This window comes from Caballeronia glathei, assembly GCF_000698595.1.
GTDB lineage: Bacteria > Pseudomonadota > Gammaproteobacteria > Burkholderiales > Burkholderiaceae > Caballeronia > Caballeronia glathei.
Genome location: NZ_JFHC01000001.1, coordinates 289,350 through 310,665, shown reverse-complemented (window position 1 = coordinate 310,665; position 21,316 = coordinate 289,350). Strand labels below are relative to the sequence as shown.

24 protein-coding genes and 1 pseudogene are annotated in these 21,316 nt (G+C 63.3%); 20 read left to right on the top strand and 5 right to left on the bottom strand.

Annotated features, from left to right (window positions below; all coding sequences use genetic code 11):
* The first annotated feature begins 6 nt into the window (after positions 1-6).
* On the top strand, positions 7-552 hold the full coding sequence (locus BG61_RS01450; protein WP_035941392.1) for an O-acetyl-ADP-ribose deacetylase: 546 nt from the start codon (positions 7-9) through the stop codon (positions 550-552).
* Here the strand turns inward: BG61_RS01450 and trmL are convergent.
* Complete coding sequence (trmL, locus tag BG61_RS01445; RefSeq protein ID WP_035941389.1) at positions 525-995, bottom strand: tRNA (uridine(34)/cytosine(34)/5-carboxymethylaminomethyluridine(34)-2'-O)-methyltransferase TrmL; 471 nt, start codon at positions 993-995, stop codon at positions 525-527. The genes BG61_RS01450 and trmL overlap by 28 nt on opposite strands.
* Positions 996-1,019: 24 nt before the next feature.
* The gene (locus tag BG61_RS01440) at positions 1,020-1,835 is read right to left on the bottom strand and encodes a ComF family protein (protein ID WP_081867957.1); all 816 of its coding nucleotides are present in this window, start codon (positions 1,833-1,835) and stop codon (positions 1,020-1,022) included.
* Positions 1,836-1,952: 117 nt separating this feature from the next.
* Between BG61_RS01440 and BG61_RS01435 the strand changes: the two genes are divergently transcribed.
* The 8 genes from BG61_RS01435 to BG61_RS01400 all read left to right on the top strand — a co-directional run bounded on the left by BG61_RS01435 (position 1,953) and on the right by BG61_RS01400 (position 8,990).
* Complete coding sequence (locus tag BG61_RS01435; RefSeq protein ID WP_035941388.1) at positions 1,953-2,930, top strand: methyltransferase domain-containing protein; 978 nt, start codon at positions 1,953-1,955, stop codon at positions 2,928-2,930.
* Positions 2,931-3,152: 222 nt separating this feature from the next.
* Complete coding sequence (locus BG61_RS01430) at positions 3,153-3,629, top strand: DUF2244 domain-containing protein (protein WP_035941386.1); 477 nt, start codon at positions 3,153-3,155, stop codon at positions 3,627-3,629.
* Positions 3,630-3,688: 59 nt separating this feature from the next.
* Entirely contained in the window at positions 3,689-5,311 is a 1,623-nt protein-coding gene (gene coxB / locus BG61_RS01425; RefSeq protein ID WP_035941384.1) for a cytochrome c oxidase subunit II, read from the top strand.
* A gap of 76 nt (positions 5,312-5,387) precedes the next feature.
* Positions 5,388-6,986 (top strand): cytochrome c oxidase subunit I, encoded by a 1,599-nt coding sequence (gene ctaD / locus BG61_RS01420; RefSeq protein ID WP_035941383.1) that lies wholly within the window; start codon positions 5,388-5,390, stop codon positions 6,984-6,986.
* Positions 6,987-7,061: 75 nt separating this feature from the next.
* The gene (locus BG61_RS43160; protein WP_035941381.1) at positions 7,062-7,202 is read left to right on the top strand and encodes a cytochrome oxidase small assembly protein; all 141 of its coding nucleotides are present in this window, start codon (positions 7,062-7,064) and stop codon (positions 7,200-7,202) included.
* A gap of 8 nt (positions 7,203-7,210) precedes the next feature.
* Complete coding sequence (locus tag BG61_RS01410; protein WP_035941534.1) at positions 7,211-7,789, top strand: cytochrome c oxidase assembly protein; 579 nt, start codon at positions 7,211-7,213, stop codon at positions 7,787-7,789.
* Positions 7,790-7,816: 27 nt separating this feature from the next.
* A complete protein-coding gene (locus BG61_RS01405) occupies positions 7,817-8,035 on the top strand; it encodes a DUF2970 domain-containing protein (protein ID WP_035941379.1) in 219 nt (72 codons plus the stop codon).
* A gap of 97 nt (positions 8,036-8,132) precedes the next feature.
* On the top strand, positions 8,133-8,990 hold the full coding sequence (locus BG61_RS01400; protein ID WP_035941378.1) for a cytochrome c oxidase subunit 3: 858 nt from the start codon (positions 8,133-8,135) through the stop codon (positions 8,988-8,990).
* Between the two features lie 248 nt (positions 8,991-9,238).
* Here the strand turns inward: BG61_RS01400 and BG61_RS01395 are convergent, their stop codons facing one another.
* Positions 9,239-9,448, bottom strand: coding sequence for a twin transmembrane helix small protein (locus BG61_RS01395; protein WP_035941377.1), 210 nt, complete (start codon positions 9,446-9,448; stop codon positions 9,239-9,241).
* A 90-nt stretch (positions 9,449-9,538) separates the two neighbouring features.
* On the opposite strand from BG61_RS01395, the gene BG61_RS01390 reads away from it, so the two are divergent.
* The 9 genes and pseudogenes from BG61_RS01390 to cyoD all read left to right on the top strand — a co-directional run bounded on the left by BG61_RS01390 (position 9,539) and on the right by cyoD (position 17,805).
* Complete coding sequence (locus tag BG61_RS01390) at positions 9,539-10,279, top strand: SURF1 family protein (protein WP_035941533.1); 741 nt, start codon at positions 9,539-9,541, stop codon at positions 10,277-10,279.
* A 79-nt stretch (positions 10,280-10,358) separates the two neighbouring features.
* Complete coding sequence (locus BG61_RS01385; RefSeq protein ID WP_081867960.1) at positions 10,359-11,015, top strand: SCO family protein; 657 nt, start codon at positions 10,359-10,361, stop codon at positions 11,013-11,015.
* Positions 11,016-11,027: 12 nt separating this feature from the next.
* A complete protein-coding gene (locus BG61_RS01380) occupies positions 11,028-12,137 on the top strand; it encodes a COX15/CtaA family protein (RefSeq protein WP_035941375.1) in 1,110 nt (369 codons plus the stop codon).
* Between the two features lie 12 nt (positions 12,138-12,149).
* On the top strand, positions 12,150-13,055 hold the full coding sequence (cyoE, locus tag BG61_RS01375) for a heme o synthase (RefSeq protein WP_035941374.1): 906 nt from the start codon (positions 12,150-12,152) through the stop codon (positions 13,053-13,055).
* On the top strand, positions 13,052-13,654 hold the full coding sequence (locus tag BG61_RS01370; protein WP_051672202.1) for an SCO family protein: 603 nt from the start codon (positions 13,052-13,054) through the stop codon (positions 13,652-13,654). Before cyoE ends, BG61_RS01370 begins: the two co-directional genes overlap by 4 nt.
* A 336-nt stretch (positions 13,655-13,990) precedes the next feature.
* Positions 13,991-14,875, top strand: a pseudogene (gene cyoA / locus BG61_RS01365) (ubiquinol oxidase subunit II).
* Positions 14,876-14,878: 3 nt separating this feature from the next.
* Positions 14,879-16,864, top strand: coding sequence for a cytochrome o ubiquinol oxidase subunit I (gene cyoB / locus BG61_RS01360; protein WP_035941373.1), 1,986 nt, complete (start codon positions 14,879-14,881; stop codon positions 16,862-16,864).
* Positions 16,864-17,472 (top strand): cytochrome o ubiquinol oxidase subunit III, encoded by a 609-nt coding sequence (gene cyoC, locus BG61_RS01355; RefSeq protein WP_035941370.1) that lies wholly within the window; start codon positions 16,864-16,866, stop codon positions 17,470-17,472. Before cyoB ends, cyoC begins: the two co-directional genes overlap by 1 nt.
* Positions 17,473-17,805, top strand: coding sequence for a cytochrome o ubiquinol oxidase subunit IV (gene cyoD, locus BG61_RS01350; protein ID WP_035941369.1), 333 nt, complete (start codon positions 17,473-17,475; stop codon positions 17,803-17,805).
* A gap of 75 nt (positions 17,806-17,880) precedes the next feature.
* Here the strand turns inward: cyoD and BG61_RS01345 are convergent, their stop codons facing one another.
* On the bottom strand, positions 17,881-18,177 hold the full coding sequence (locus tag BG61_RS01345) for a YciI family protein (protein WP_035941366.1): 297 nt from the start codon (positions 18,175-18,177) through the stop codon (positions 17,881-17,883).
* A gap of 175 nt (positions 18,178-18,352) precedes the next feature.
* On the opposite strand from BG61_RS01345, the gene BG61_RS01340 reads away from it, so the two are divergent.
* On the top strand, positions 18,353-19,165 hold the full coding sequence (locus tag BG61_RS01340) for a MetQ/NlpA family ABC transporter substrate-binding protein (RefSeq protein WP_035941363.1): 813 nt from the start codon (positions 18,353-18,355) through the stop codon (positions 19,163-19,165).
* 51 nt (positions 19,166-19,216) lie between these two features.
* On the opposite strand, the gene BG61_RS01335 is transcribed toward BG61_RS01340, so the two are convergent.
* Positions 19,217-20,137, bottom strand: a complete 921-nt coding sequence (locus BG61_RS01335) for a bifunctional helix-turn-helix transcriptional regulator/GNAT family N-acetyltransferase (RefSeq protein WP_232256454.1) — start codon at positions 20,135-20,137, stop codon at positions 19,217-19,219.
* A gap of 328 nt (positions 20,138-20,465) precedes the next feature.
* Between BG61_RS01335 and BG61_RS01330 the strand changes: the two genes are divergently transcribed.
* Positions 20,466-21,200 carry a GntR family transcriptional regulator gene (locus tag BG61_RS01330; protein WP_035941361.1) on the top strand — a complete coding sequence of 245 codons (735 nt, stop codon included), beginning with the start codon at positions 20,466-20,468 and terminating at the stop codon, positions 21,198-21,200.
* The last annotated feature ends 116 nt before the right edge of the window (positions 21,201-21,316 follow it).

Genomic DNA, 21,316 nt, shown 5'->3' with positions numbered 1-21,316 from the left:
TTCGCCATGTTCGCCATCGGTCATTGCACGCTCGACGCACAGGTCGCCGATATCACGACGCTCGCCGTCGATGCCATCGTCAACGCGGCGAATACGTCGCTTTTGGGCGGCGGCGGCGTGGATGGCGCGATCCACCGGGCGGCGGGGCGCGGCCTGTTGCGCGAATGCGAGACGCTGCACGGCTGCGCGACCGGCGACGCGAAAATCACCGGCGGCCACGATCTCGCGGCGAGGCATGTGATCCACGCAGTCGGGCCGCGGTGGAGTGGCGGAACGCGCAACGAATCCGCGCTGCTCGCAAGCTGCTACCGGCGCTCGCTCGAACTGGCGCGGGAGGCGGGCTGCAAGTCGATTGCGTTCCCGGCGATCAGTTGCGGCGTCTATCGCTTTCCGCCCGAGGATGCGGTGCGGATCGCGGTCGGCACCGTCATCGGAACGCTTCCCTCGGTGCCCGCGCTCGAACGCGTGATCTTCGCGTGCTTCCAGCAGGACATGCTCGCGCTCTATCTGAAGGAGCTTGCCGCTCAGGTGCCGCCTTCGAAACCCGCCTGACGCCACGCCTCGAACGTCACCACCGCCACCGTATTCGACAGATTCAGGCTCCGGTTGCCCGGCCGCATCGGCAGGCGCACGCGCTGCTCGGCGGGAACGCGGGCGAGTACGTCATCCGGCAGGCCGCGCGTCTCGGCGCCGAAGACGAACCAGTCGCCGGGCCTGAACGCGTGCCCGAAGAACGGCGACGCGCCGCGGGTCGTGAACGCGAACATGCGCGTCGCGTCGGGCGCTTCCTTTGCGACGAACGCGTCCCAGCTGGCGTGCACGTGCATCTGCGCGTACTCGTGATAATCGAGCCCGGCGCGGCGCATTTTGGCGTCGTCGAGCGGGAAGCCGAGCGGCTCGATCAGATGCAGCCGTGCGCCGGTGTTGGCGCAGAGGCGGATCACGTTGCCGGTGTTCGGCGGAATTTCGGGCTCGACTAGAACGACGTTGAACATGGGCTTGAAGCGGAAAAGAGTGGGTTAGTCTTTCGGCGTGCGCAACGCGACGAAATTCGTCACGCGACGCGCGCCCGCGGCCTTGAGGGTGCGGGCGAGGGCGTCGAGCGTCGCGCCGGAGGTCATCACGTCGTCGACGATCGCCACGTGCCGGCCGCGCACGTCGCGTGTCACGGCGAACGCATTGGCGACATTGCGGCGGCGCGTGTCGAGGTCGAGCTTCGACTGCGGCAGCGTGTTCGTGGTGCGCACGGCGAGCATCGCGTCGGCTTCGACGCCGAGCCGCCGTGCGAGCGGCCTCGCGACCGCCCACGCCTGGTTGTAGCCGCGCCCGGTCAGGCGCTTCTTCGACAACGGCACCGGTGCCACGACATCGGGCAGCGGCAGATCGCTGTTCTCGAAGGCGGCGTGCAGAAGGCGGGCGAACGCGTGGGCCGTTGCGAGGCTCGCGCGGAACTTGAGGTCGAGCGCGAGCGTGTCGAGCGGCGCGCGATAGTCGGCAAGCGCGAGCGTCGCATCGAAATGCGGCGGATCGGCGATGCACGATGCGCATTGCCGATCCAACTCGCGTCTTCCCGCGCTTCGTGCGTTTCGAGGGGCGGCGCACGCAAGCCGAAGCGCTGGCAACGGCAGCGCACATCGCAGGCACCGCGCGCGCGGCTCGTTCCAGTAGGTTTCGTCGCATCCCCGACACAGTGTTCTCTGCGACAAATTGCCACATAACGCGCACTGATTCGGCAAGGCGAGCTCGAGAAGCCGCTCGAACATCTGCCGTGCGCGCCGACAAAACGGCGCACGGGCCAGGTTTCCGAACGGCAGGACGAGATTGCCGGCATTCATGCGCGCGACTCCGGGAAAAGCAGACAAATCCACGCGCTGCGTGGCGTGAGGGCGGCCTTTCGCAGGCCGATTCCGGGACGACCGAGTATACTTCGCACTCTTCGCGAGCAGACCGCCATGTCCCCAACTCCCGCCAAATCTGGCCGACCGGCCTATGATCCGCGCCGTCTGCGCGAGATTTTCGACCTTCGCGCCGCCGCCTTCGACGAGGTCGCGTTCCTTCCGCGCGAAATTGCGCAGCGCATGCGCGAGCGCCTTGAATACATCAAGGTCGCGCCGACGCGCGTGCTCGACGCCGCATGCGGCACGGGCGCCGATCTGCCGGGCCTGCGCGAGCGGTTCGCGGATGCGTCGGTGCTCGGCGTCGATATCTCGTCGGCGATGCTCGCGCGCGCAACGCTCGCCGAAACGGCCGACTCGGAAGCGGGCGCCGGCTGGCGGCGCTTCCTCCCCGCGACGCTCAGCAAGGCGTTCGGCGCGCGCGGCCCGCAACTCGCACAGGCCGACTTCGCGGCGCTGCCGTTCGCCGCAGGGGCGTTCGAGCTGCTCTGGTCCAATCTCGCGCTGCACTGGCACGCGCGCCCCGACCTCGTGTTTCCCGAGTGGCAGCGCGTGCTCAAGGTCAATGGCCTCCTGATGTTCAGCACATTCGGCCCCGACACGTTGCGCGAGCTGAGCGGCGCGTATCGCGACGCGGAAGCTTCGTTGGGCATCGCGCCGCGGCCTCACACAATCGACTTCGTCGACATGCATGATCTCGGTGACATGCTGGTCGAAAGCGGCTTCGAGATTCCGGTGATGGACCAGGAGGTCCTGACCATTACGTATCGATCGCCCGAGTCGCTGCTGAACGACGTGCGGCGCTGGGGCGCCTATCCGTTCGAGCGTGCCGGAGGAGCGGACATCGACGGCCGGGCCTTGCGCGACGCGCTTCACAAGGCGCTCGACGGGCGCCGGCGCGAGGACGGCACGATCCCGCTCACGTTCGAGGTGATCTATGGTCACGCGTGGAAGGCGGTACCCCGGATGACACCGGAAGGACATGGAATCGTGAGGCTCGAGGATATCGGGCGAGGGTCGAGGAAGGATCGGTGATGCGGTAAAGAGGGCATCCGTTATGTCTGAAATTTGCGTGCCCGGCAATGCGTAAAAACCTGCGTCAATTGGGCGCAGAGGCTTGTCGCGCTTGGCTTTGCGGTGTTCCGCCCCTTGCTTGTGGATGCACGGTAACGCGCCTATAATGCGTCAGTTTGTCGCCCGGCTGGCACGTTTCTGGGCGAAATCCGATTGGCACGAGCGGATTGACGGGAGGCGGCGATGGACCAGAGCGCATTGCTGACGGACACCGAGCCGGTTGTGAAGGACTGGCTGATGAAGCGCAACTGCTCCGTGTCGCCGCGCCAGTTCGTGGGCTTTTACGTGTCGCTCGCGCTGGTTTCGCTGGGTATCGCGATGATGCTTGTTCTGAACGGCGCCTGGCTGGTGTTGCCGTTCACCGGAATCGAGTTGCTGGCGGTGGGCATCGCGTTCGCAGTCTACGCGCGCCATGCCGTCGACTACGAGCGGATCCGGCTGTTTCAGAACCGGTTGTTGATCGAGCAGATGAACGCCGAAGAATTGACGCAGTTCGAGTTCAACCCGCGCTGGGTACGGGTCGAAGCGGGCGCGGCGCCGAGGGAGCCGCTCACGATCGTATCGCGCGGGCAGTCGGTGAAAATCGGGCTACACCTTGCACAGCATCGTCGCAAACAGTTTGCCGCCGAGTTGCAGACCTGGCTCAGGCGCTGCGCCTGACCGGGAACGGGCACTGTCGACGGGGGCGAGACGCGGTGCACACGGGGTCGAGGGTTTGAATGGAAATTTTGGGTAAGGAAGCTATGAAAACAATCAAGCGAGCCCTCTCGGGCGTGCTGGCGGCAGGCGGACTGCTCGCTGCCGGCGCAGCCCTGGCGGTCGACGACGCTCCTGGCGGTCCTCGTGTCAACGAGCTCAACTTCCAGCAGCCTGTGACGAAGATCGCCGAGGAGCTCTTCAGCCTCCACACGTTCATGCTGATCATCTGCTTCGTGATCTTCCTCGGCGTGTTCGGCGTGATGTTCTATTCGCTCTTCGCGCACCGCAAGTCGAGAGGCCACAAGGCGGCCAACTTCCACGAAAGCACCACCGTCGAAATCATCTGGACGATCGTGCCGTTCATCATCGTCGTGCTGATGGCGCTGCCGGCCACGAAGGCCGTCGTCGCGATGAAGGACACGAGCAACGCTGACCTCACCGTCAAGGTCACCGGCTATCAGTGGAAGTGGGGCTACGACTACGTGAAGGGTCCGGGCGAGGGCATCAGCTTCCTGTCCACGCTGAGCACGCCGCGCAGCGAAGTGAACGGCCAGAAGCCGATCTCCAATCTCTATCTGCAGGAAGTCGACAACCCGCTCGTGGTTCCGGTCGACAAGAAGATCCGCATCATCACCACCGCCAACGACGTCGTGCACTCGTGGTACGTCCCCGCGTTCGGCGTGAAGCAGGACGCGATTCCGGGCTTCGTGCGCGACACGTGGTTCAAGGCCGATAAGGTCGGCACGTTCCGCGGCTTCTGTACCGAGCTGTGCGGCAAGGAGCACGCGTACATGCCGGTGGTGGTCGAAGTGCTGTCCGCCGACGACTACGCGAAGTGGGTCGACAACCAGAAAAAGAAGCTCGCGGCCGCCGCGGACGATCCGAACAAGACGTATACGATGGACGAACTGAAGGCGCGCGGCGAGAAGGTCTATGCGTCGAACTGCGCGGTCTGCCACCAGCCGAACGGCAAGGGCGCGGGCGTGTTCCCGGCGCTCGACGGCAGCAAGATCGCGAACGGACCGATCGCCGAGCACGTGAACATCGTGCTGCACGGCAAGGGCGCGATGCCGCCGTGGAACACGGCGCTGAACGACGTCGAAATCGCGTCGGTCGTCACGTTCGAGCGCAATTCGTGGGGCAATCACACGGCCGACATCCTCCAGCCGATGCAGGTCGCGGATGCGCGCAACGGCAAGATGCCGGAAGGCGGCGATCATCTCGCGGCGGCAGGCGGCGATGCGGCATCGGCTCCGGCCGCAGCCGCTTCCGAGGCGGCGAGCGCCGCGCCGGCGGCCGCATCCGACGCGTCGGCCCCGCAGGCTGCCGGACTGCCGGCAAGCATCTACTTCGAAACCGGCAAGAGCACGCTGCCCTCCGATGCCGCCGCCGCCGTGCAGGCCGCGGCCGCTTATGCGAAGGCGCATCCGGACGCGAAGCTCGTGCTGTCTGGCTTCACCGACGCAACCGGTTCCGCCGAGAAGAACGCCGAACTCGCCAAGACGCGTGCTCAGGCCGTGCGCGACGCGCTGAAGGCCGCGGGCGTCGCCGAGGATCGCATCGTCTTGAAGAAGCCGGAATCCATCACGGGCGGCGCGGATGCGAAGGAAGCCCGTCGCGTAGAGATCAGTCCGGCTGCTTGACGTGTCGCGCGCGACTTCCTGCCGGAAAGCACGCGTGAAAAGCCAAGTGCCGCAGTATTCGCTTTAGGAGATTGTCATGTCTAGCATCGGACACGATGTTGCCGCGGGTCACGACCATGCGCACGAATTGCCGCATGGCTGGCGCCGGTGGCTCTTTGCCACCAACCACAAGGACATCGGTACGCTGTACCTGTTGTTCTCGTTCATCATGTTCCTCTCCGGGGGCGTGATGGCGCTGATGATCCGCGCCGAGCTCTTCGAGCCCGGCCTGCAGATCATGCGGCCCGAGTTCTTCAATCAGCTGACCACCATGCACGGCCTCATCATGGTGTTCGGCGCGATCATGCCGGCGTTCGTCGGCTTCGCGAACTGGATGATTCCGCTGCAGATCGGCGCATCGGACATGGCCTTCGCGCGGATGAACAACTTCAGCTTCTGGCTGCTGCCGGTCGCGGCCGTGCTGCTCGTGGGCTCGTTCTTTGCACCGGGCGGCGCCACCGCCGCCGGCTGGACGCTTTACGCTCCGCTGTCCACCCAGATGGGCCCGGGCATGGACTTCGCCATTTTCGCGGTCCACCTGATGGGTGCGTCGTCGATCATGGGCGGCATCAACATCGTCGTGACGATCCTGAACATGCGCGCGCCCGGCATGACGCTCATGAAGATGCCGATGTTCGCGTGGACCTGGCTCATCACCGCCTACCTGCTGATCGCGGTCATGCCGGTTCTGGCCGGCGCGATCACGATGGTGCTGTTCGACCGCCACTTCGGCACGTCGTTCTTCAACGCGGCAGGCGGCGGCGACCCGGTGATGTACCAGCACATCTTCTGGTTCTTCGGGCACCCCGAGGTGTACATCATGATCTTGCCGGCGTTCGGAATCGTGTCGCAGGTGATTCCGGCGTTCTCGCGCAAGCCGCTCTTCGGCTATAGCTCGATGGTGTATGCCACGGCGTCGATCGCGATTCTCTCGTTCATGGTCTGGGCGCACCACATGTTCGCCACCGGAATGCCGGTGACGGGCCAGCTGTTCTTCATGTACGCGACGATGCTGATCGCCGTGCCGACGGGCGTGAAGGTGTTCAACTGGGTCGCGACGATGTGGCGCGGTTCGCTCACGTTCGAAACGCCGATGATCTTTGCAATCGGCTTCCTGTTCGTGTTCACGATGGGCGGCTTCACCGGACTGATCCTGTCGATGGCGCCGCTCGACATCCAGATGCACGGTACCTACTACGTGGTGGCCCACTTCCACTACGTGCTGGTGGCGGGATCGCTCTTCGCGCTCTTTTCCGGCTGGTACTACTGGGCGCCGAAGTGGACGGGCTGGATGTACAACGAAACGCGCGGGAAGATCCACTTCTGGGCGTCGATGATCTTCTTCAACATCACGTTCTTCCCGATGCACTTCCTCGGCCTCGCGGGCATGCCGCGCCGCTATGCCGACTACCCGGCGCAGTTCACGGACTTCAACCAGGTCGCGACCATCGGCGCGTTCGGTTTCGGTCTCGCGCAGGTGTACTTCCTGTTCGCTGTCGCGCTGCCGGCCTACCGCGGCGGCGGCGAACTGGAAAAGGCGAGCGACAAGCCGTGGGACGGCGCGGAAGGCCTCGAATGGACCGTGCCGAGCCCGGCGCCGTTCCATACGTTCGAAAACCCGCCGACGGTCGAGTAAGACACGCACTGTCGACATGCTGCAAGGTTCCGTCCCGGAGCCTTGCAGCGAATAACGGAACAAGAAGTGCAACGCATGACCCGGAATCCACAAGAAAGGCGAACGCCCGAGCAAATCCGCGCGGGCAACAAGCGGATCGGTCTGGTATTGCTTGTCATCGCCGCCGCTTTTTTTGTGGCTGTCGTCGTCAATCAGTATCTGCTGTCCCGAGGGTGAGCAAGATCGTGTCCAGTCAGCAAGAGGCGCAAGCCGATCGCTCGTTTAACCGCTCGATGCTGGTGAAGCTGGTCGTCGTGGCGTTGCTGATGTTCGGATTCGGCTTCGCACTGGTGCCGATGTACCGGGCGATCTGCGCGATTACCGGCATCAACAATCTCGTGCAGCGCGACGTCGGCGCGCGCGAGGCGAAAAATACGCAGGTCGATGCGAGCCGCACGATTTCGATCGAATTCGATGCCAACGCGCGCGGCCCGCTGCAGTTCAAGCCAGAGCAGAGCAGTCTTGACGTGCATCCCGGCGAAGTAATGACGGTGATGTATCAGGTGACCAACGAGCAGGGGCGCACGGTTCAGGCGCAAGCCATTCCGAGCTATGCGCCGAAGCAGGCCACCGAGTATTTCAAGAAGATCGAATGCTTTTGCTTTACCCAGCAGACGCTCGCCGCCAACGAGACGAAGCGCATGCCGGTGGTGTTTGTGGTGGATCCGAAGCTGCCGAAGGACGTGAAGACGATCACGCTGTCCTACACGTTCTTCGAGCTGAGCGCCCCGAAGTCGGTGGCCAAGGGCGGTAACGGGGCGTAAGCCGCGAACCCAGGCAGGGGACGAACGATGGTCGAAGTGGAGAAACCGGGAAAGCCCGCGCAGAAGATGAGCTTCCTGCGCTTGCTCAAAGCGGTTTTCTGGTCGTTTTTCGGTGTTCGCCGCCGGGCCGACCTGGAAAGCGACGCGGCTCAGCTGAACCCGCTGCATGTGGTTGCGGCGGCTGTGCTCGGAGCGGTGCTGTTCATCATCGTGCTGCTCGTGGTCGTGCGGGCGGTGGTGGGCTGAAGAATCGAGTGGCCGGGCCGGCAGAGCGCGAGTGGATGAACGCGCGCGGCCGTGGCGGAAAGAAATCAAGAAACTGGATCGAAGTGGAGAATCAAAAATGAGCGGTCAAAACGATAGCCCGTACTATTTCGTGCCGCATCCGTCACGGCATCCGATCATGGCGGCCTCGGGCCTCCTGGTCGCGCTCGGCTCGCTGGCACAGTGGATCAACGGCCACTCGTGGGCGCCGTACACGACGTTCCTCGGCATCCTCTTCGTGCTGTTCGTGCTGTGGCACTGGTTCGGCGACGCGATCTCGGAATCCGAAAGCGGCATGTATGGCAAGCGGGTGGACGTGTCGTACCGCTGGAGCATGAGCTGGTTCATCTTCTCCGAAGTGATGTTCTTCGCGGCGTTCTTCGGCGCATTGTTCTACGCGCGCGCCATCGCGATGCACGAACTCGGCAGCCTCGATTACAAGCTGATCTGGCCGGACTTCAGCGCCGTGTGGCCGAACGTCGGGCCGGCTGCGCTCGCCGGACATTTCCGCGCAATGACCCCCTGGCCGCTGCCGACGATCAACACCGCGCTGCTCTTGAGCTCCGGGGCGACGCTGACCGTGGCTCACCACGCGTTGCGGGAGGATCACCGCAGAAAGGCGATCATCTGGCTCGCGGCGACCGTCCTGCTCGGTGTCATCTTCCTGTTCTGCCAGGGCTACGAGTATTTCCACGCGTATAACGAACTGAACCTGACGCTCGCGTCGGGCGTCTACGGCTCGACGTTCTTCCTGCTGACCGGTTTTCACGGCTTTCACGTGTTCCTCGGCGGCACGATGCTGACGGTGGTGATGGTGCGATTGATCCGCGGACACTTCACGGCGGAGCATCACTTCGCGTTCGAAGGCGCCGCATGGTACTGGCACTTCGTCGACGTCGTGTGGCTCGGGCTGTACGTCGTCGTGTACTGGCTGTAAGGATTTGCGTCGGACGGGCGATGCGTCGTGAAACGAGCCGTCCGGGAAGTTGAGTCAAGAAGAAGCCACGCTTTGAGCGCCGCCCTCGACATTCCCGGGGCGGCGTTTTGCTTTTCGGAACTGGGAACGATGCTGCGCGCTTATGTCGCAGCAAGCGCGTGGCGGATCGAAGCCGGCGACGCCCGAACGGAGCGAAACTGCACGATTCGGGGTGAACCGCTCAGCGCCGCACGAACCTTTGCGCTGCGTCAGCGTCCGAGCGGGATACCGGTCGACTGGATCCAGCCCATCCAGTGCGCGAACAGGATGAACAGGAAGAGCGTGATGGAAAGCCCGACGCGCGTTGCAAGCGACCACACCATGCGCTTGGTTCGGCCCTTGTCGGTCATCATGAAATACAGCGCCGACCCGAGGCTGCCGATGATGAGGATGAAAGCGATGGCTACGATGATATGCATGAAACCAGCCGGCAATTGGCGTAAGAAAGTGAACCCTTCAATTATCGCACCGCATGCAACGTGCCGCGTCGCGGCTGGCGGATGTCCGGCATGAAGATCCGATTCTGGCCGGCGCTCCTGATCCTGATCGTCGTGGCCGTCACCTTGCGGCTCGGCTTCTGGCAGCGTGACCGCGCCCATCAGAAGGAAGCGCTCAATGCGCAGATCGTCGCGTTCGAAAACGCGCCCGCCAGGCGCGTCGGCGCAGCGCCCGTACCGCTCAAGGACATCGAATTCCATCGCGTGCTCGCGCGGGGCGAATTTTTGCCGGATCGGGTGGTTTATCTCGATAATCGGCCTTATAACGATCAGCCGGGTTTTTACGTCGTGATGCCGTTTAAACTCGCCGATGGCGGCTACGTCCTCGTGAATCGCGGGTGGCTGCCGCGCAATCTTGCGGATCGCACGGGCATCGAGCCTTACGAGACGCCGAAGGGCGAGATCGAGATTGAAGGAATTGCCCGCGCCAATGCGTCGCAGGCGTTCGAACTGGGAAGCGGCGGCTCGGCGGCGCATCAGAAGATTCGGCAGAATCTCGACGTGAGTGCCTACGCCGCGGAAACCGGTTTGCCGTTGCAGCCATTCGTGATCCAGCAACTGAGCGCCACCGGCGACAAGCTGGTGCGCGACTGGCCGGCGCCGACGCTCGGCGTCGAGCGCAACTACGGCTACATGTTCCAGTGGTGGGGCATGGCGGCCGCGGCGCTCGCGTTCGGCCTGTATGCGGCGCGCCGGGCCGCGAAGAAGGACCCAGCGGCCGACGAACCGGACAACGACCCGCGCCACGCCTGAAGCCTGACGCATGAATACCGAGCAGCGCCCTTTTCCGAACGAACGCGCTGCGTTATCAAATAGAGGCCACGTTTTGTCGATGCAATCCCCACGCCCCTCGCCGTCCGCCATCAACAAGGCGCGCGCGCAGCACCAGCAGGCCACGAAGGGCTCGTGGAACAAGGGCCGCTGGATGCTGCTCCTGCTCGCGCTCGTCTGCGCGGCGCCGGTCATCGCGTCGTATCTGATGTATTACGTGTTCAAGCCGACAGGCGGCACGACGAGCTACGGCGCGCTCATCGAACCGCAGCGCCCGATCCCCGGAGAACTGATGGTCACCGACGAGAAGGGCCAGCCGATGCCGCTCACGTCGCTGCGCGGCAAATGGCTGATGATCACCGTGAACGGCAGCGACTGTAACGAGCAGTGCGCAACGCGCCTCTACTTCATGCGCCAGGTGCGCGTGCTGCAGTCGGCCGAGCGCGAGCGCGTGGTGAACGTCTGGCTGCGCACGGACGACAAGCCGGTGTCCGAGGTGATCAGAACCGCGTACCCGCAGCCCGACACGCGGATGCTGGTGGCCGACCAGCGCGCGGTCGCGCAATGGTTGCCGACGTCCGCTGACACCCGGCTCACCGATCACATCTTTCTCGTCGATCCGAACGGCAACCTGATGATGCGTTTCCCGAAAGATCCGGACCCGGCGAAGATCAAGGGCGACCTGGCGAAGCTGCTGAAGTGGTCGCGCATCGGTTGAGGATTGAGAAGAATGTTCGTTCTGCAACTGGGCCTGATCGGCCTGTGTATCGCGCTGCTGCCGCTTTCATACGTGTGGGTCAAAGCCGACGACAACAAGTTCAGGAAGCTTGTCTGGCTGACGACCTTTCTGACGCTCGATCTCATCATGTTCGGCGGCTTCACCCGGCTGACCGATTCCGGGCTGGGCTGTCCCGACTGGCCGGGCTGCTATGGCACGGCATCGCCGTTCACCGCGCATGCCGCGATCACGGCGGCGCACCAGGCGATGCCGACCGGCCCCGTCAGCCTGGCGAAGGCATGGATCGAGATGCTGCACCGCTATTTCGCGATGGCGATCGGCGTGCTGATCATCGCGCAGGTGGTGATCGCGTGGACGGCGCGCGTGAAGCGCCGCCCTCTGCACGTCTCGCCGTGGTGGCCCACCGGGATACTGCTGCTGATCTGCGTGCAGGGCGCGTTCGGCGCGTGGACGGTCACGATGAAGCTGCAGCCGGTGATCGTGACGCTCCATCTGCTGCTCGGCCTCGCGCTGCTGGGCGCGCTCGGCTGGCTCGCGGCGCGCCAGACGCCGATTCCCGTGCACGAACCCGAGGCCGCGCGCTGGCTTGCCGCCGCCCTGTTCGGGCTGGCGCTGCTCGTCGTGCAGATCGCGCTCGGCGGCTGGGTGAGCACGAATTACGCCGTGCTCGCGTGTACGGATTTTCCGCTCTGCAACGGCCAGTGGGTGCCGCCGATGAACTTCGAGCACGGTTTTCACCTCTGGCGCGCGCTCGGCATGACGGGTGACGGCGAAGTGATCTCGCAGGACGCGCTGGTCGCGATTCACTGGACGCACCGGACCTTCGCGGTCGTCGTCGTGCTTTACATGGCGTGGCTCGCCATGAAGCTGCGCCGCTTCGAGTCGCTGCGCAAGCCCGCGAACGGCGTTTTGCTGCTGATCGTCGTGCAGTTCCTGACGGGCCTGTCGAACGTCGTCCTGCAATGGCCGCTGCCGATCGCCGTGGCCCACAATGGCGGCGCGGCCGTCCTGATCCTGCTGCTCGTTATGCTAAACTTTCGAATCTCTTCCAGCCGTCCCGGCCGCGCCGTGCTTCCTGCGCGCGACGTCGTTTCAGCGTGAATCCAAATCCCCATGGACAGCACGACACTCACTTCCCCCTCCGGTAACCGCGTCTCGCAATACCTTGCGCTGACCAAGCCGCGCGTGACGCAACTCGCCGTGTTCTGCGCGGTGATCGGCATGTTCCTTTCCACGCCCGGCATGGTGCCGTGGTCGGTGCTGATCGGCGGCACCATCGGCATCTGGCTGCTGGCAGGCGCGGCGTTTGCGATCAACTGCCTCGTCGAGCAGAAGGTCGATGCGTTGATGCGGCGCACGTCGTGGCGCCCGTCGGCGCGCGGCGAGATCACGCCGGTGCAGATCCTGCTGTTCTCGGCGGTGCTCGGCGGCGCCGGCATGGCGACGCTGTACACGTTCACCAACCCGTTGACGATGTGGCTCACGCTCGCCACGTTCGTCGGCTACGCCGTCGTCTATACGCTGCTGCTCAAGCCGTACACGCCGCAGAACATCGTGATCGGCGGGGCGTCGGGCGCGATGCCGCCGGCGCTCGGATGGGCCGCCGTAACCGGCGCCGTCCCGGGCGACGCGTGGATTCTCGTCCTCATCATCTTCGTCTGGACGCCGCCGCATTTCTGGGCGCTCGCGCTCTACCGGCGCAAGGACTACGAAAACGCCGGCCTGCCGATGCTGCCGAACACTCACGGAGAGCAATACACGCGGCTGCACATCTTTCTCTACACGGTGATCCTCTTCGCCGTGACGATGATGCCGTTCATCTCCGGCATGAGCGGCGTGATCTATCTGGCGTCGGCGGTGGTGCTCGGCGGGGTGTTCCTCGGCTACGCGTGGAAGATCTATCGCGACTACTCCGACATGCTCGCCCGCAAGACGTTTCGCTATTCGATCGTGTATCTGTCGCTGCTGTTCGGGGCGCTGCTCGTCGATCATTACGTGCGCACGGTGATCGGCGCATGACCGCTCTGATTCGCAGGACATTCGCGCGATTCATCATCGTGCTGGCCGGCGCCGCGCTGCTCGCCGGTTGCGAGAAGGCGCCCGCCTTCAAGAATCTCGACATTACCGGCAACACGCAGTTCGGCAGCAATTTCTCACTGCCCGACACGACGGGTAAAGCCCGCACGCTCGGCGACTTCAAGGACAAGGCCGTCGTCCTGTTCTTCGGCTACACGCATTGTCCCGACGTCTGCCCGACTACGCTCGCGGAGCTGTCGCAGGCATTGCAGCAACTCGGCCCCGACGCAAAGCGCGTTCAGGTGCTGATGGTCACGGTCGATCCGGCGCGCGATACGCCGGACCTGCTCGGCCAGTATGTGTCGGCGTTCAATCCGTCGTATATCGGCTTGCGGCCTGCCGACGATGCGCAACTCGTGAAGGTCGCCAAGGACTTCCGGGTGTACTACGCGAAGGCGCAGGGCAAGACGCCCGGCGATTACACGATGGACCACACGGCTGCGAGCTACGTGTTCGATCCGCAAGGCAAGCTGAGGCTCTTTGCACGCGACGGGCAGGGCGTCGAAACGTGGGTTCACGATTTGAAGCTGTTGCTCGACTGAGCGCATCAGCCTCTCGCTTCGACAGAAACGGCACGCCAGTTTGGCGTGCCGTTTGCATTTGAGCAGTAGCACACCGCCTGTTCAGGCCCAGGCGCCTCGCCACGATCTTTGACGTGTGGCAATACTCTGTGACGCTTGCCTCGCGCAAGACCGGACTTTGCTCGGGGAGTTCGCATGCACCTGAATCCGCGGCTCGTTCCGTTGATCGCTGTCAACTTCTTCGCCTGCCCGCCTGAATAGAATCTTCCCCCGCATGGTTCCTTTTTAGCGCCCATGTTTGTTGCGAGCGCGACCATGCCCCATCCGGAAAGATTCAATGACGACCAGGCAAATCAAATGAACGGAATAACTCGAAAGGGGATGCGTCTCCTCCTCATGGCAGGTCTGATTGCGTGTCTATCCGGATGCAATTTCGACCTGCTCAATCCGAAGGGAAGCATCGGTGCCGCCGAAAAATCGCTGATCATCACCTCGACCATTGCGATGCTGATCGTAGTCGTTCCGGTCATCATCCTGACGCTGGTCTTCGCATGGCGCTACCGCGCGTCGAATCGCGATGCCTGCTACGAGCCGAAGTGGGCGCACTCCACGAAAATCGAAGTCGTCGTCTGGACCATTCCTACGCTGATCATCCTGTTCCTCGGCGTTCTGACGTGGAAAACCACCCACGAACTCGATCCGTATCGCCCGCTCGAATCGTCGGTCAGGCCGATCAACGTGCAGGTCGTCGCGCTCGACTGGAAGTGACTTTTCATCTACCCGGATCTCGGCATTGCCACGGTCAATCAACTGGCCTTTCCGGTCGGCACCCCGGTGAATTTCCGGATCACGTCCGACTCCGTGATGAACTCGTTCTTCATCCCGCAGCTCGGCAGCCAGATCTACGCGATGGCGGGCATGCAGACGCGCCTGCATCTCATCGCCGACGAAACCGGCGACTTCGCCGGGCTCTCTGCCAACTACAGCGGCCGGGGGTATTCGGACATGAAGTTCAGGGCGCTCGCGCAGACCCCCGCGGAGTTCGACGAATGGGTCGCGAAGGTCAGGGCGGCTCCCGAGCGGCTCGACATGAACGTCTACGGCGCGGTGACGCAGCCGGCCGAGAACCAGCCGGTCAGGTACTTCTCGACTGTCGACTCGAAGCTCTTTCGCAACATCATCGCAAAGTACAACAACGGTAACGTCCTCGATAAGGATGCTGCCTGCGCAACGCAGGGATAACGCATGTTCGGAAAACTCACCCTTTCGGCGATCCCGACGGATCAGCCGATCATCATGGCGGCAGCCGCCTTCATGGCAATCCTCGTGCTCGGCGTGGCGGCCGTTCTCACGCGGCTCGGAAAATGGAAATGGCTCTGGACCGAGTGGTTGACGAGCGTCGATCACAAGCGCATCGGTGTCATGTATATCGTGGTCGCGGTGCTGATGCTGGTGCGCGGCTTCATCGACGCTCTCCTGATGCGCGCGCAGCTCGCACTTTCGTACCTCTCACCCGGCTTCCTGCCGCCGCATCACTACGACCAGATCTTCACCGCACACGGCGTCATCATGATCTTCTTCATGGCAATGGCGCTGATGGTCGGCTTCTTCAACCTCGTCGTGCCGCTGCAGATCGGTGCACGCGACGTCGCGTTCCCGTTTCTCAACTCGCTGAGCTTCTGGATGACCGCCATCAGCGCGATCCTGATGAACGTGTCGCTCGTGGTCGGCGAGTTTGCACAGACCGGATGGCTCGCGTATCCGCCGCTGTCGGAGCTGGAGTTCAGTCCGGGCGTGGGCGTCGACTATTACATATGGAGCCTGCAGTTGTCCGGAGTCGGCACGCTCATTACGGCGATCAACTTCTTCGTGACGATCGTCAAGATGCGCGCGCCCGGCATGACGCTCATGAAGATGCCGGTGTTCACGTGGACCGCGCTGTGCTCGAACGTGCTCATCATGGCGACGTTCCCGATCCTGACGGTCGCCTTGGCGCTGCTCGGACTCGACCGCTATCTCGACATGCACTTCTTCACGAACGACCGGGGCGGCAACGCGATGGTCTATCTGAACCTGATCTGGGCATGGGGACACCCCGAGGTCTATATTCTGGTGCTGCCCGCGTTCGGCATCTATTCGGAGGTGGTCGCGACGTTCGCGAAGAAGACGCTGTTCGGTTACCGCATGATGGTGTACGCATCGTGCGTGATCATGGTGCTCGCGTTCCTGGTGTGGCTGCATCACTTCTTCACGATGGGCTCGGGCGCGAACGTCAATGCGTTCTTTGGCATCATGACCATGATCATCGCCATCCCGACGGGCGTGAAGATATTCAACTGGCTCTTCACGATCTATCGCGGTCGCCTCGAATTCACGACGCCCGTGCTGTGGACCATCGGCTTCATGATCACGTTCACGATAGGCGGAATGACGGGCGTCATGCTGGCGATCCCCGGCGCGGACTTCCTGCTTCACAACACGCTGTTCCTGGTGGCCCACTTTCACAACACGATCATCGGCGGCGTGGTGTTCGGGTATCTCGCCGGCGTTCACTACTGGTTCCCGAAGGCGTTCGGATTCAAGCTCAACGAGAAACTCGGCAAGCGCGCGTTCTGGTTCTGGTTCGTCGGCTTCTTCGTCGCATTCACGCCGCTTTATGTGCTCGGCTTCATGGGCATGATGCGGCGCATGAATCATTACGACAATCCCGCATGGCAGCCGTGGCTGATGGTCGCGGCCTTCGGCGCGGTGCTGATCGCGATCGGCGTGGCGCATCAGGTGGCGCAGGTGTGGGTGAGCGTGCGCGACCGCAATCTGCCGCAATATCGCGATACGACGGGCGACCCGTGGGGCGGCCGCACGCTCGAATGGGCGACGTCATCGCCGCCGCCCGTGTACAACTTCGCGACCCTTCCAGTGGTGCATGAACTCGACGCATTCGCCCACATGAAGGAGACGGGGCACGGCCTCGGCGCTCAGGCGTCTTATCGCGACATTCACATGCCGTCCAACACGAGCGCCGGATTGTTCGTGGGAATGTTCAGCCTCGTGCTGGGCTTCGCCGGGGTGTGGCATATCTGGTGGCTTGCCATCGCGGCGCTCGTTGCGATCGCGGTGACGGTGATCGGCTACAGCTTCCGCAACAACGACGGCCACTATATCGATGCATCGGCGGTCAGGAAGATCGAAGACAAACGCGCTCACGCGCTTGCGGCAGTGGAGGCCAGCTAATGTTGCAGAAAACCCTCGTCATGGAGCCGGACTATCCGGACGACGATCACGCTCCATCTCATTCGGTGTTCGGTTTCTGGCTGTACCTGATGACCGATTGCATCCTCTTCGCGTCGTTGTTCGCTGTGTTCGGCGTGTTGGGGCATCAGTACGCGGGGGGGCCGAGCGGCAAGGATCTGTTCGACATTCCGGGCGTCGCGCTGGAAACGGCCGTCCTGCTCCTCAGCGGCATCACGTTCGGCTTCGCGATGCTCGGCGCAGAGCGCCGCAGCGGCGGAACGATACTCGCATGGCTCGCCGTGACCTTTCTGCTCGGCCTTGGATTTCTCTGGCTCGAGCTTCGCGAGTTCGGGCATCTGATCGGGGAAGGCTTTGGCCCGAATCGCAGCGCGTTTCTGTCGTCGTTCTTTGCGCTCGTCGGTACGCACGGCCTGCACGTTGCGCTCGGACTCGTATGGATGGCCGTCCTCGCGGCCCAGATCATCTGCAACCCCGACCTTTCGGAGCGGGAAATCCGCAGGCTGACGTGCCTCAGCCTCTTCTGGCACTTTCTCGACATCGTGTGGATCTGTGTCTTTTCCTTTGTCTACCTGGCGGGCGTGATCTAAATGGCTCATTCGCATTCAACCCGGATGAAACACGGACATGGCAGCCTGGGCGGCTATGTCGTCGGATTCGTGCTTTCGGTGCTCCTGACCGGGGCGGCCTTCGCCCTTGTGATCGGGCGCGTGCTGCCTGCGCAGACGGCGATCATCGCGCTCGCTGTGCTGGCTTTCGTGCAGATCGTCGTGCATCTGGTGTACTTCCTGCACATGAACCTGTCGCGGGATCAGCGCTGGAATGTGGTCGCGTTCGGCTATACCGTGCTGACAGCGCTTCTTCTGATCATTGGCACGGTGTGGGTCATGCACAACGTATCGATGCACATGATGTCGCGCTAGGGCGTCGCGAAGGCGGGCGGCGATTCGCCCGAGCGCCTGCATGCCATCAAGCGGCCTCCCGGGCCGCTTTTTCGTTCACGCTTCGGATGGCATGGGCAGGTTCAGTCCCGGCGCGAGGCGTGTCGCCTTGAATTCGATCACGTCGTAGTGCGCGAGGTTTTGCTGCGCGAAAGGGTCTTCGGCGAGGATCGCATCGAGCCGGTCGCGATCGATTGCCGATGCCAGGATGATCCCCCCATCGCGCGGCACCTTGGGGCCGGCGGCAATGAAAATGCCCGCTGCGAACTGGCGTTCGAGGAAGACGCGATGCGCGTCGAGCGCATCGTCGATTTCGGCCAGCGCGCCGGTGTAGCGCAGATTGATCACATACATGGCGTGCCTCGCTCGATACGTGGATGAACCGCCGATTCTAAGCCACGCGGGCTCTGCGCGGATTCGGCGCCCGAATATCGAAATAAAAAATGAGTATTTCAGTTCGCACCATGCGTGTGCGAACATCCGGACCACTTTTTCAGCAGTGGCCATCCGAAGCCGGAGCGAGAACACCATGCAGCGCAGACATATCTTCAGGATCCTTTCCGCCGTGGCCGCGTCGGCCGCGCTTCTTTCGAGCATCGGCGCTCATGCCGACGACAAGGTCATCAAGGTCGGCACGATCAGCGGGCCAGACGCGCAAATCTGGCAGGTCGTCCAGAAAGTCGCGAAGCGCAACGGGCTTGAGGTGAAGGTGATCGAATTCAACGATTACGTGCAGCCGAACGCGGCCCTCGACGCCGGCGATCTCGACGCGAACAGCTTCCAGCATCAGCCGTATCTGGACGGCCAGATCAAGCAGCGCGGGTACAAGATCGTCAACGCGGGGCTCACCTATATCTCGCCGCTCGGCGTGTATTCGAAGAAGCTGAAATCGCTCAAGGCGCTGCCGCAGGGCGCGAAGGTCGCGGTGCCGAACGATCCGTCGAATGAGAACCGCGCGTTGCTGCTGTTGCAGGCGCAGGGCGTGATCAAGCTCAAGCCGGGCGCGGGCGCCGACGGCAACAACGCGACGCCGCTCGACATCGCGGACAATCCGAAGAAGATCAGGATTGTCGAACTCGACGCCGCGCAACTGCCGCGGACGCTGTCGGACGTCGATGCCGCGGCGATCAACACGAACTTCGCGCTGGCCGCGGGCCTGCAGCCGACCCGCGACGCGATCGCGCTCGAGGACGTGCACAGTCCCTACGCGAACCTGATCGCGGTGCGCGCGAAGGACAAGGACCAGCCGTGGGTGAAGAAACTGGTCGCGGCGTATCAGTCGGACGACGTGCGACAGTTCCTCAAGAGCGAGTTCAAGGGCTCGGTCGTGCCTTCATTCTGAAGCGCTATTCGCGAAGACCAACGGCGCCTGTCAGGGCGCCGTTTTTCTTGGTCACGCGTAAAGCGATTGCAGCGGGCGTTGCCAGACGACGCCCGGCGCCGCACCGCCGTACGGCCTGAACCCCGCCCGGGCGAAAAGCGCGCTGAGGTCGGTGTGCGATTCGTCGAAAGCGCAGGACACGCTCTCGTAGCCCGCTTCCGATGCGAACCCCGTGCACGCGGCGACCAGCTGCGCTCCGAGTCCGAGCCGGCGCGCGCCCGGCTCGACGAACAGCAGTTCGATGCGCGCCTCCGATTCCGACCCCGCCGAAAGCAACGCGGCCCCGATCCTCGCGCCGTCGTTGTGCTCCGCGATCCAGCACGCGATGCGTCGCGCATCCGACTCCATCGCCCCCAGATAGCGTGCGACGACGCCAGCCGCGCGCGCCTCGTTTCGCGGCGCGCCGGCGTCGTCGAACTGTGAATGGCGCTCCACCATCCAGCCGAAGTCGCCGCGCTGCGGCCTTCGCAGATGCAAAGGCTTGCGCTCTCCGCGAGACGAGAGCAGGCGCTCGATATCCGCCATCGACGTGACCAGTTGCGCCCGCTCGGGCGGCGCAAGCTCACCGAGCGCCGCCGACACTTCATGCAGGCCGCCGGAATCGATCGTCTCGATAATCGCGTGACCCATCGGCGTGAGCGAGAGCAGATGCTGACGCGCATCGCTTTGGTTCGGCCGGCGCGTCATGAAACCCCGCCGCTCGAAGCTGCTCAGCAGCCGGCTGAGATAGCCGGTATCCAGCCCGAGATTGCGCGCGACATCGGCCGCGGTGCGCGCTCGATCGTGGATGAGTTCGTGAAAGACACGCACTTCCGTGAGCGAAAAATCGCTCTTGTGGAGGCGTTCGTGAAGCGCGCCGCAATGGCGTGCATAGAAACGGTTGAAGCGGCGTACCGCCTCGGCCGTTCGAAGGAGATCTGGACCCATCATCATTCCCTCGTTCTCTCGTTTGTATAGGTTCGGCTGATATTTCCGAATCCGAAATAACCGGGCGTATTTTGCCAAAAATGTACGAGCGTGCGGGTTTTGTTTTGAAGAATAGGGTGGAACATATCGATGCCAGACCACTTGGCATGGAGTGGGCTGCCGATAGGGTAAATACCGACCCCATTCGACCTCCCATGATGCACGCTTTTAATAAAGTAAGTTATTGATTTATCAATAAAAATAAGAATATTTCGAGCAACGGACCAGAAAATTGACTGGTATTATTTTGGTTATATAATGGGCTCGCCAAACGGGATGGATTGCGAGCTTTCTTATGGACAAACGCTGGCGCGAGTTGGTATCTGACGCGCAAAACGACACGCCGCTGTATCTGCAGCTTGCAGCGAAACTCGCGACGGCCATTCACGCGGGCGCATGGTCTGCCGGTGAGGCGTTGCCGTCGGAGCGCACGTTGTCGGAGGGCGTCGGCGTTTCGCGGATCACCGCGCGCAACGCCATCGCGCTGCTCGTCGAGCAGGGGCTGATCCGGCGTGTGCGCGGCGCGGGCAGTTTCATCACGCCGCGCGTCGAAGATCCGCTTTCCCGGCTCACGGGATTCACGAAGAAGATGGAGCAGCGCGGGTTCAGGCCCGATTCGATCTGGCTTGCGCGCGAAATGCGCACCGCGAGCCGCGACGAAACCGTTCAGCTCAGTTTGTCGCCGGGTGCGGGCGTCGCGAGCCTGAGGCGCTTGCGGCGAGCCGACGGGATCGTGATGGCGGTCGAGCATTCCACGCTGCCCGCGTCGGTCGTGCCCGAGCCGCTCGCGATCGGCGCGTCGCTCTATCGGTACCTCGAGGACCGCGGCATGTCGGTGGTCCGCGCGCTGCAACACTTTCGCGCGGTGAACGCGGGCGCGGAGATTGCGCGCCTGATGGGCGTCGCGCCGCGCGCCGCGCTGCTCGTCATCACGCGCATCGGCTACGCGTCGGACCAGCGCGCGATCGAACTGACGGACACGTATTGCCGCGACGATTACTACGACTTCGTCGCGGAGCTGCACCGATAGCGCCGGCACAGGCGCGCTGAATCAGAAAAACGAGAGGACCCGAGACGCCGGACGCACGTTGAACCTGCTCGCAGCATGGAGCGGCCGGTTTTCCGCCTCACTACGCATTGCGTAAC

Coding starts and splice junctions, on each gene's coding strand:
- BG61_RS01390 (WP_035941533.1), top strand. CDS start 9,539: ATGAAGATCCGATTCTGGCCGGCGCTCCTGATCCTGATCGTCGTGGCC.
- cyoC (WP_035941370.1), top strand. CDS start 16,864: ATGTTGCAGAAAACCCTCGTCATGGAGCCGGACTATCCGGACGACGAT.
- BG61_RS01380 (WP_035941375.1), top strand. CDS start 11,028: ATGTTCGTTCTGCAACTGGGCCTGATCGGCCTGTGTATCGCGCTGCTG.
- cyoB (WP_035941373.1), top strand. CDS start 14,879: ATGTTCGGAAAACTCACCCTTTCGGCGATCCCGACGGATCAGCCGATC.
- BG61_RS01330 (WP_035941361.1), top strand. CDS start 20,466: ATGGACAAACGCTGGCGCGAGTTGGTATCTGACGCGCAAAACGACACG.
- BG61_RS01400 (WP_035941378.1), top strand. CDS start 8,133: ATGAGCGGTCAAAACGATAGCCCGTACTATTTCGTGCCGCATCCGTCA.
- BG61_RS01430 (WP_035941386.1), top strand. CDS start 3,153: ATGGACCAGAGCGCATTGCTGACGGACACCGAGCCGGTTGTGAAGGAC.
- BG61_RS01385 (WP_081867960.1), top strand. CDS start 10,359: ATGCAATCCCCACGCCCCTCGCCGTCCGCCATCAACAAGGCGCGCGCG.
- BG61_RS01435 (WP_035941388.1), top strand. CDS start 1,953: ATGTCCCCAACTCCCGCCAAATCTGGCCGACCGGCCTATGATCCGCGC.
- ctaD (WP_035941383.1), top strand. CDS start 5,388: ATGTCTAGCATCGGACACGATGTTGCCGCGGGTCACGACCATGCGCAC.
- trmL (WP_035941389.1), bottom strand. CDS start 995: ATGTTCAACGTCGTTCTAGTCGAGCCCGAAATTCCGCCGAACACCGGC.
- BG61_RS01405 (WP_035941379.1), top strand. CDS start 7,817: ATGGTCGAAGTGGAGAAACCGGGAAAGCCCGCGCAGAAGATGAGCTTC.
- BG61_RS01340 (WP_035941363.1), top strand. CDS start 18,353: ATGCAGCGCAGACATATCTTCAGGATCCTTTCCGCCGTGGCCGCGTCG.
- BG61_RS01450 (WP_035941392.1), top strand. CDS start 7: ATGTTCGCCATCGGTCATTGCACGCTCGACGCACAGGTCGCCGATATC.
- BG61_RS01440 (WP_081867957.1), bottom strand. CDS start 1,835: ATGAATGCCGGCAATCTCGTCCTGCCGTTCGGAAACCTGGCCCGTGCG.
- BG61_RS01395 (WP_035941377.1), bottom strand. CDS start 9,448: ATGCATATCATCGTAGCCATCGCTTTCATCCTCATCATCGGCAGCCTC.
- BG61_RS01335 (WP_232256454.1), bottom strand. CDS start 20,137: ATGATGATGGGTCCAGATCTCCTTCGAACGGCCGAGGCGGTACGCCGC.
- cyoD (WP_035941369.1), top strand. CDS start 17,473: ATGGCTCATTCGCATTCAACCCGGATGAAACACGGACATGGCAGCCTG.
- cyoE (WP_035941374.1), top strand. CDS start 12,150: ATGGACAGCACGACACTCACTTCCCCCTCCGGTAACCGCGTCTCGCAA.
- BG61_RS01370 (WP_051672202.1), top strand. CDS start 13,052: ATGACCGCTCTGATTCGCAGGACATTCGCGCGATTCATCATCGTGCTG.
- coxB (WP_035941384.1), top strand. CDS start 3,689: ATGGAAATTTTGGGTAAGGAAGCTATGAAAACAATCAAGCGAGCCCTC.
- BG61_RS01345 (WP_035941366.1), bottom strand. CDS start 18,177: ATGTATGTGATCAATCTGCGCTACACCGGCGCGCTGGCCGAAATCGAC.
- BG61_RS43160 (WP_035941381.1), top strand. CDS start 7,062: ATGACCCGGAATCCACAAGAAAGGCGAACGCCCGAGCAAATCCGCGCG.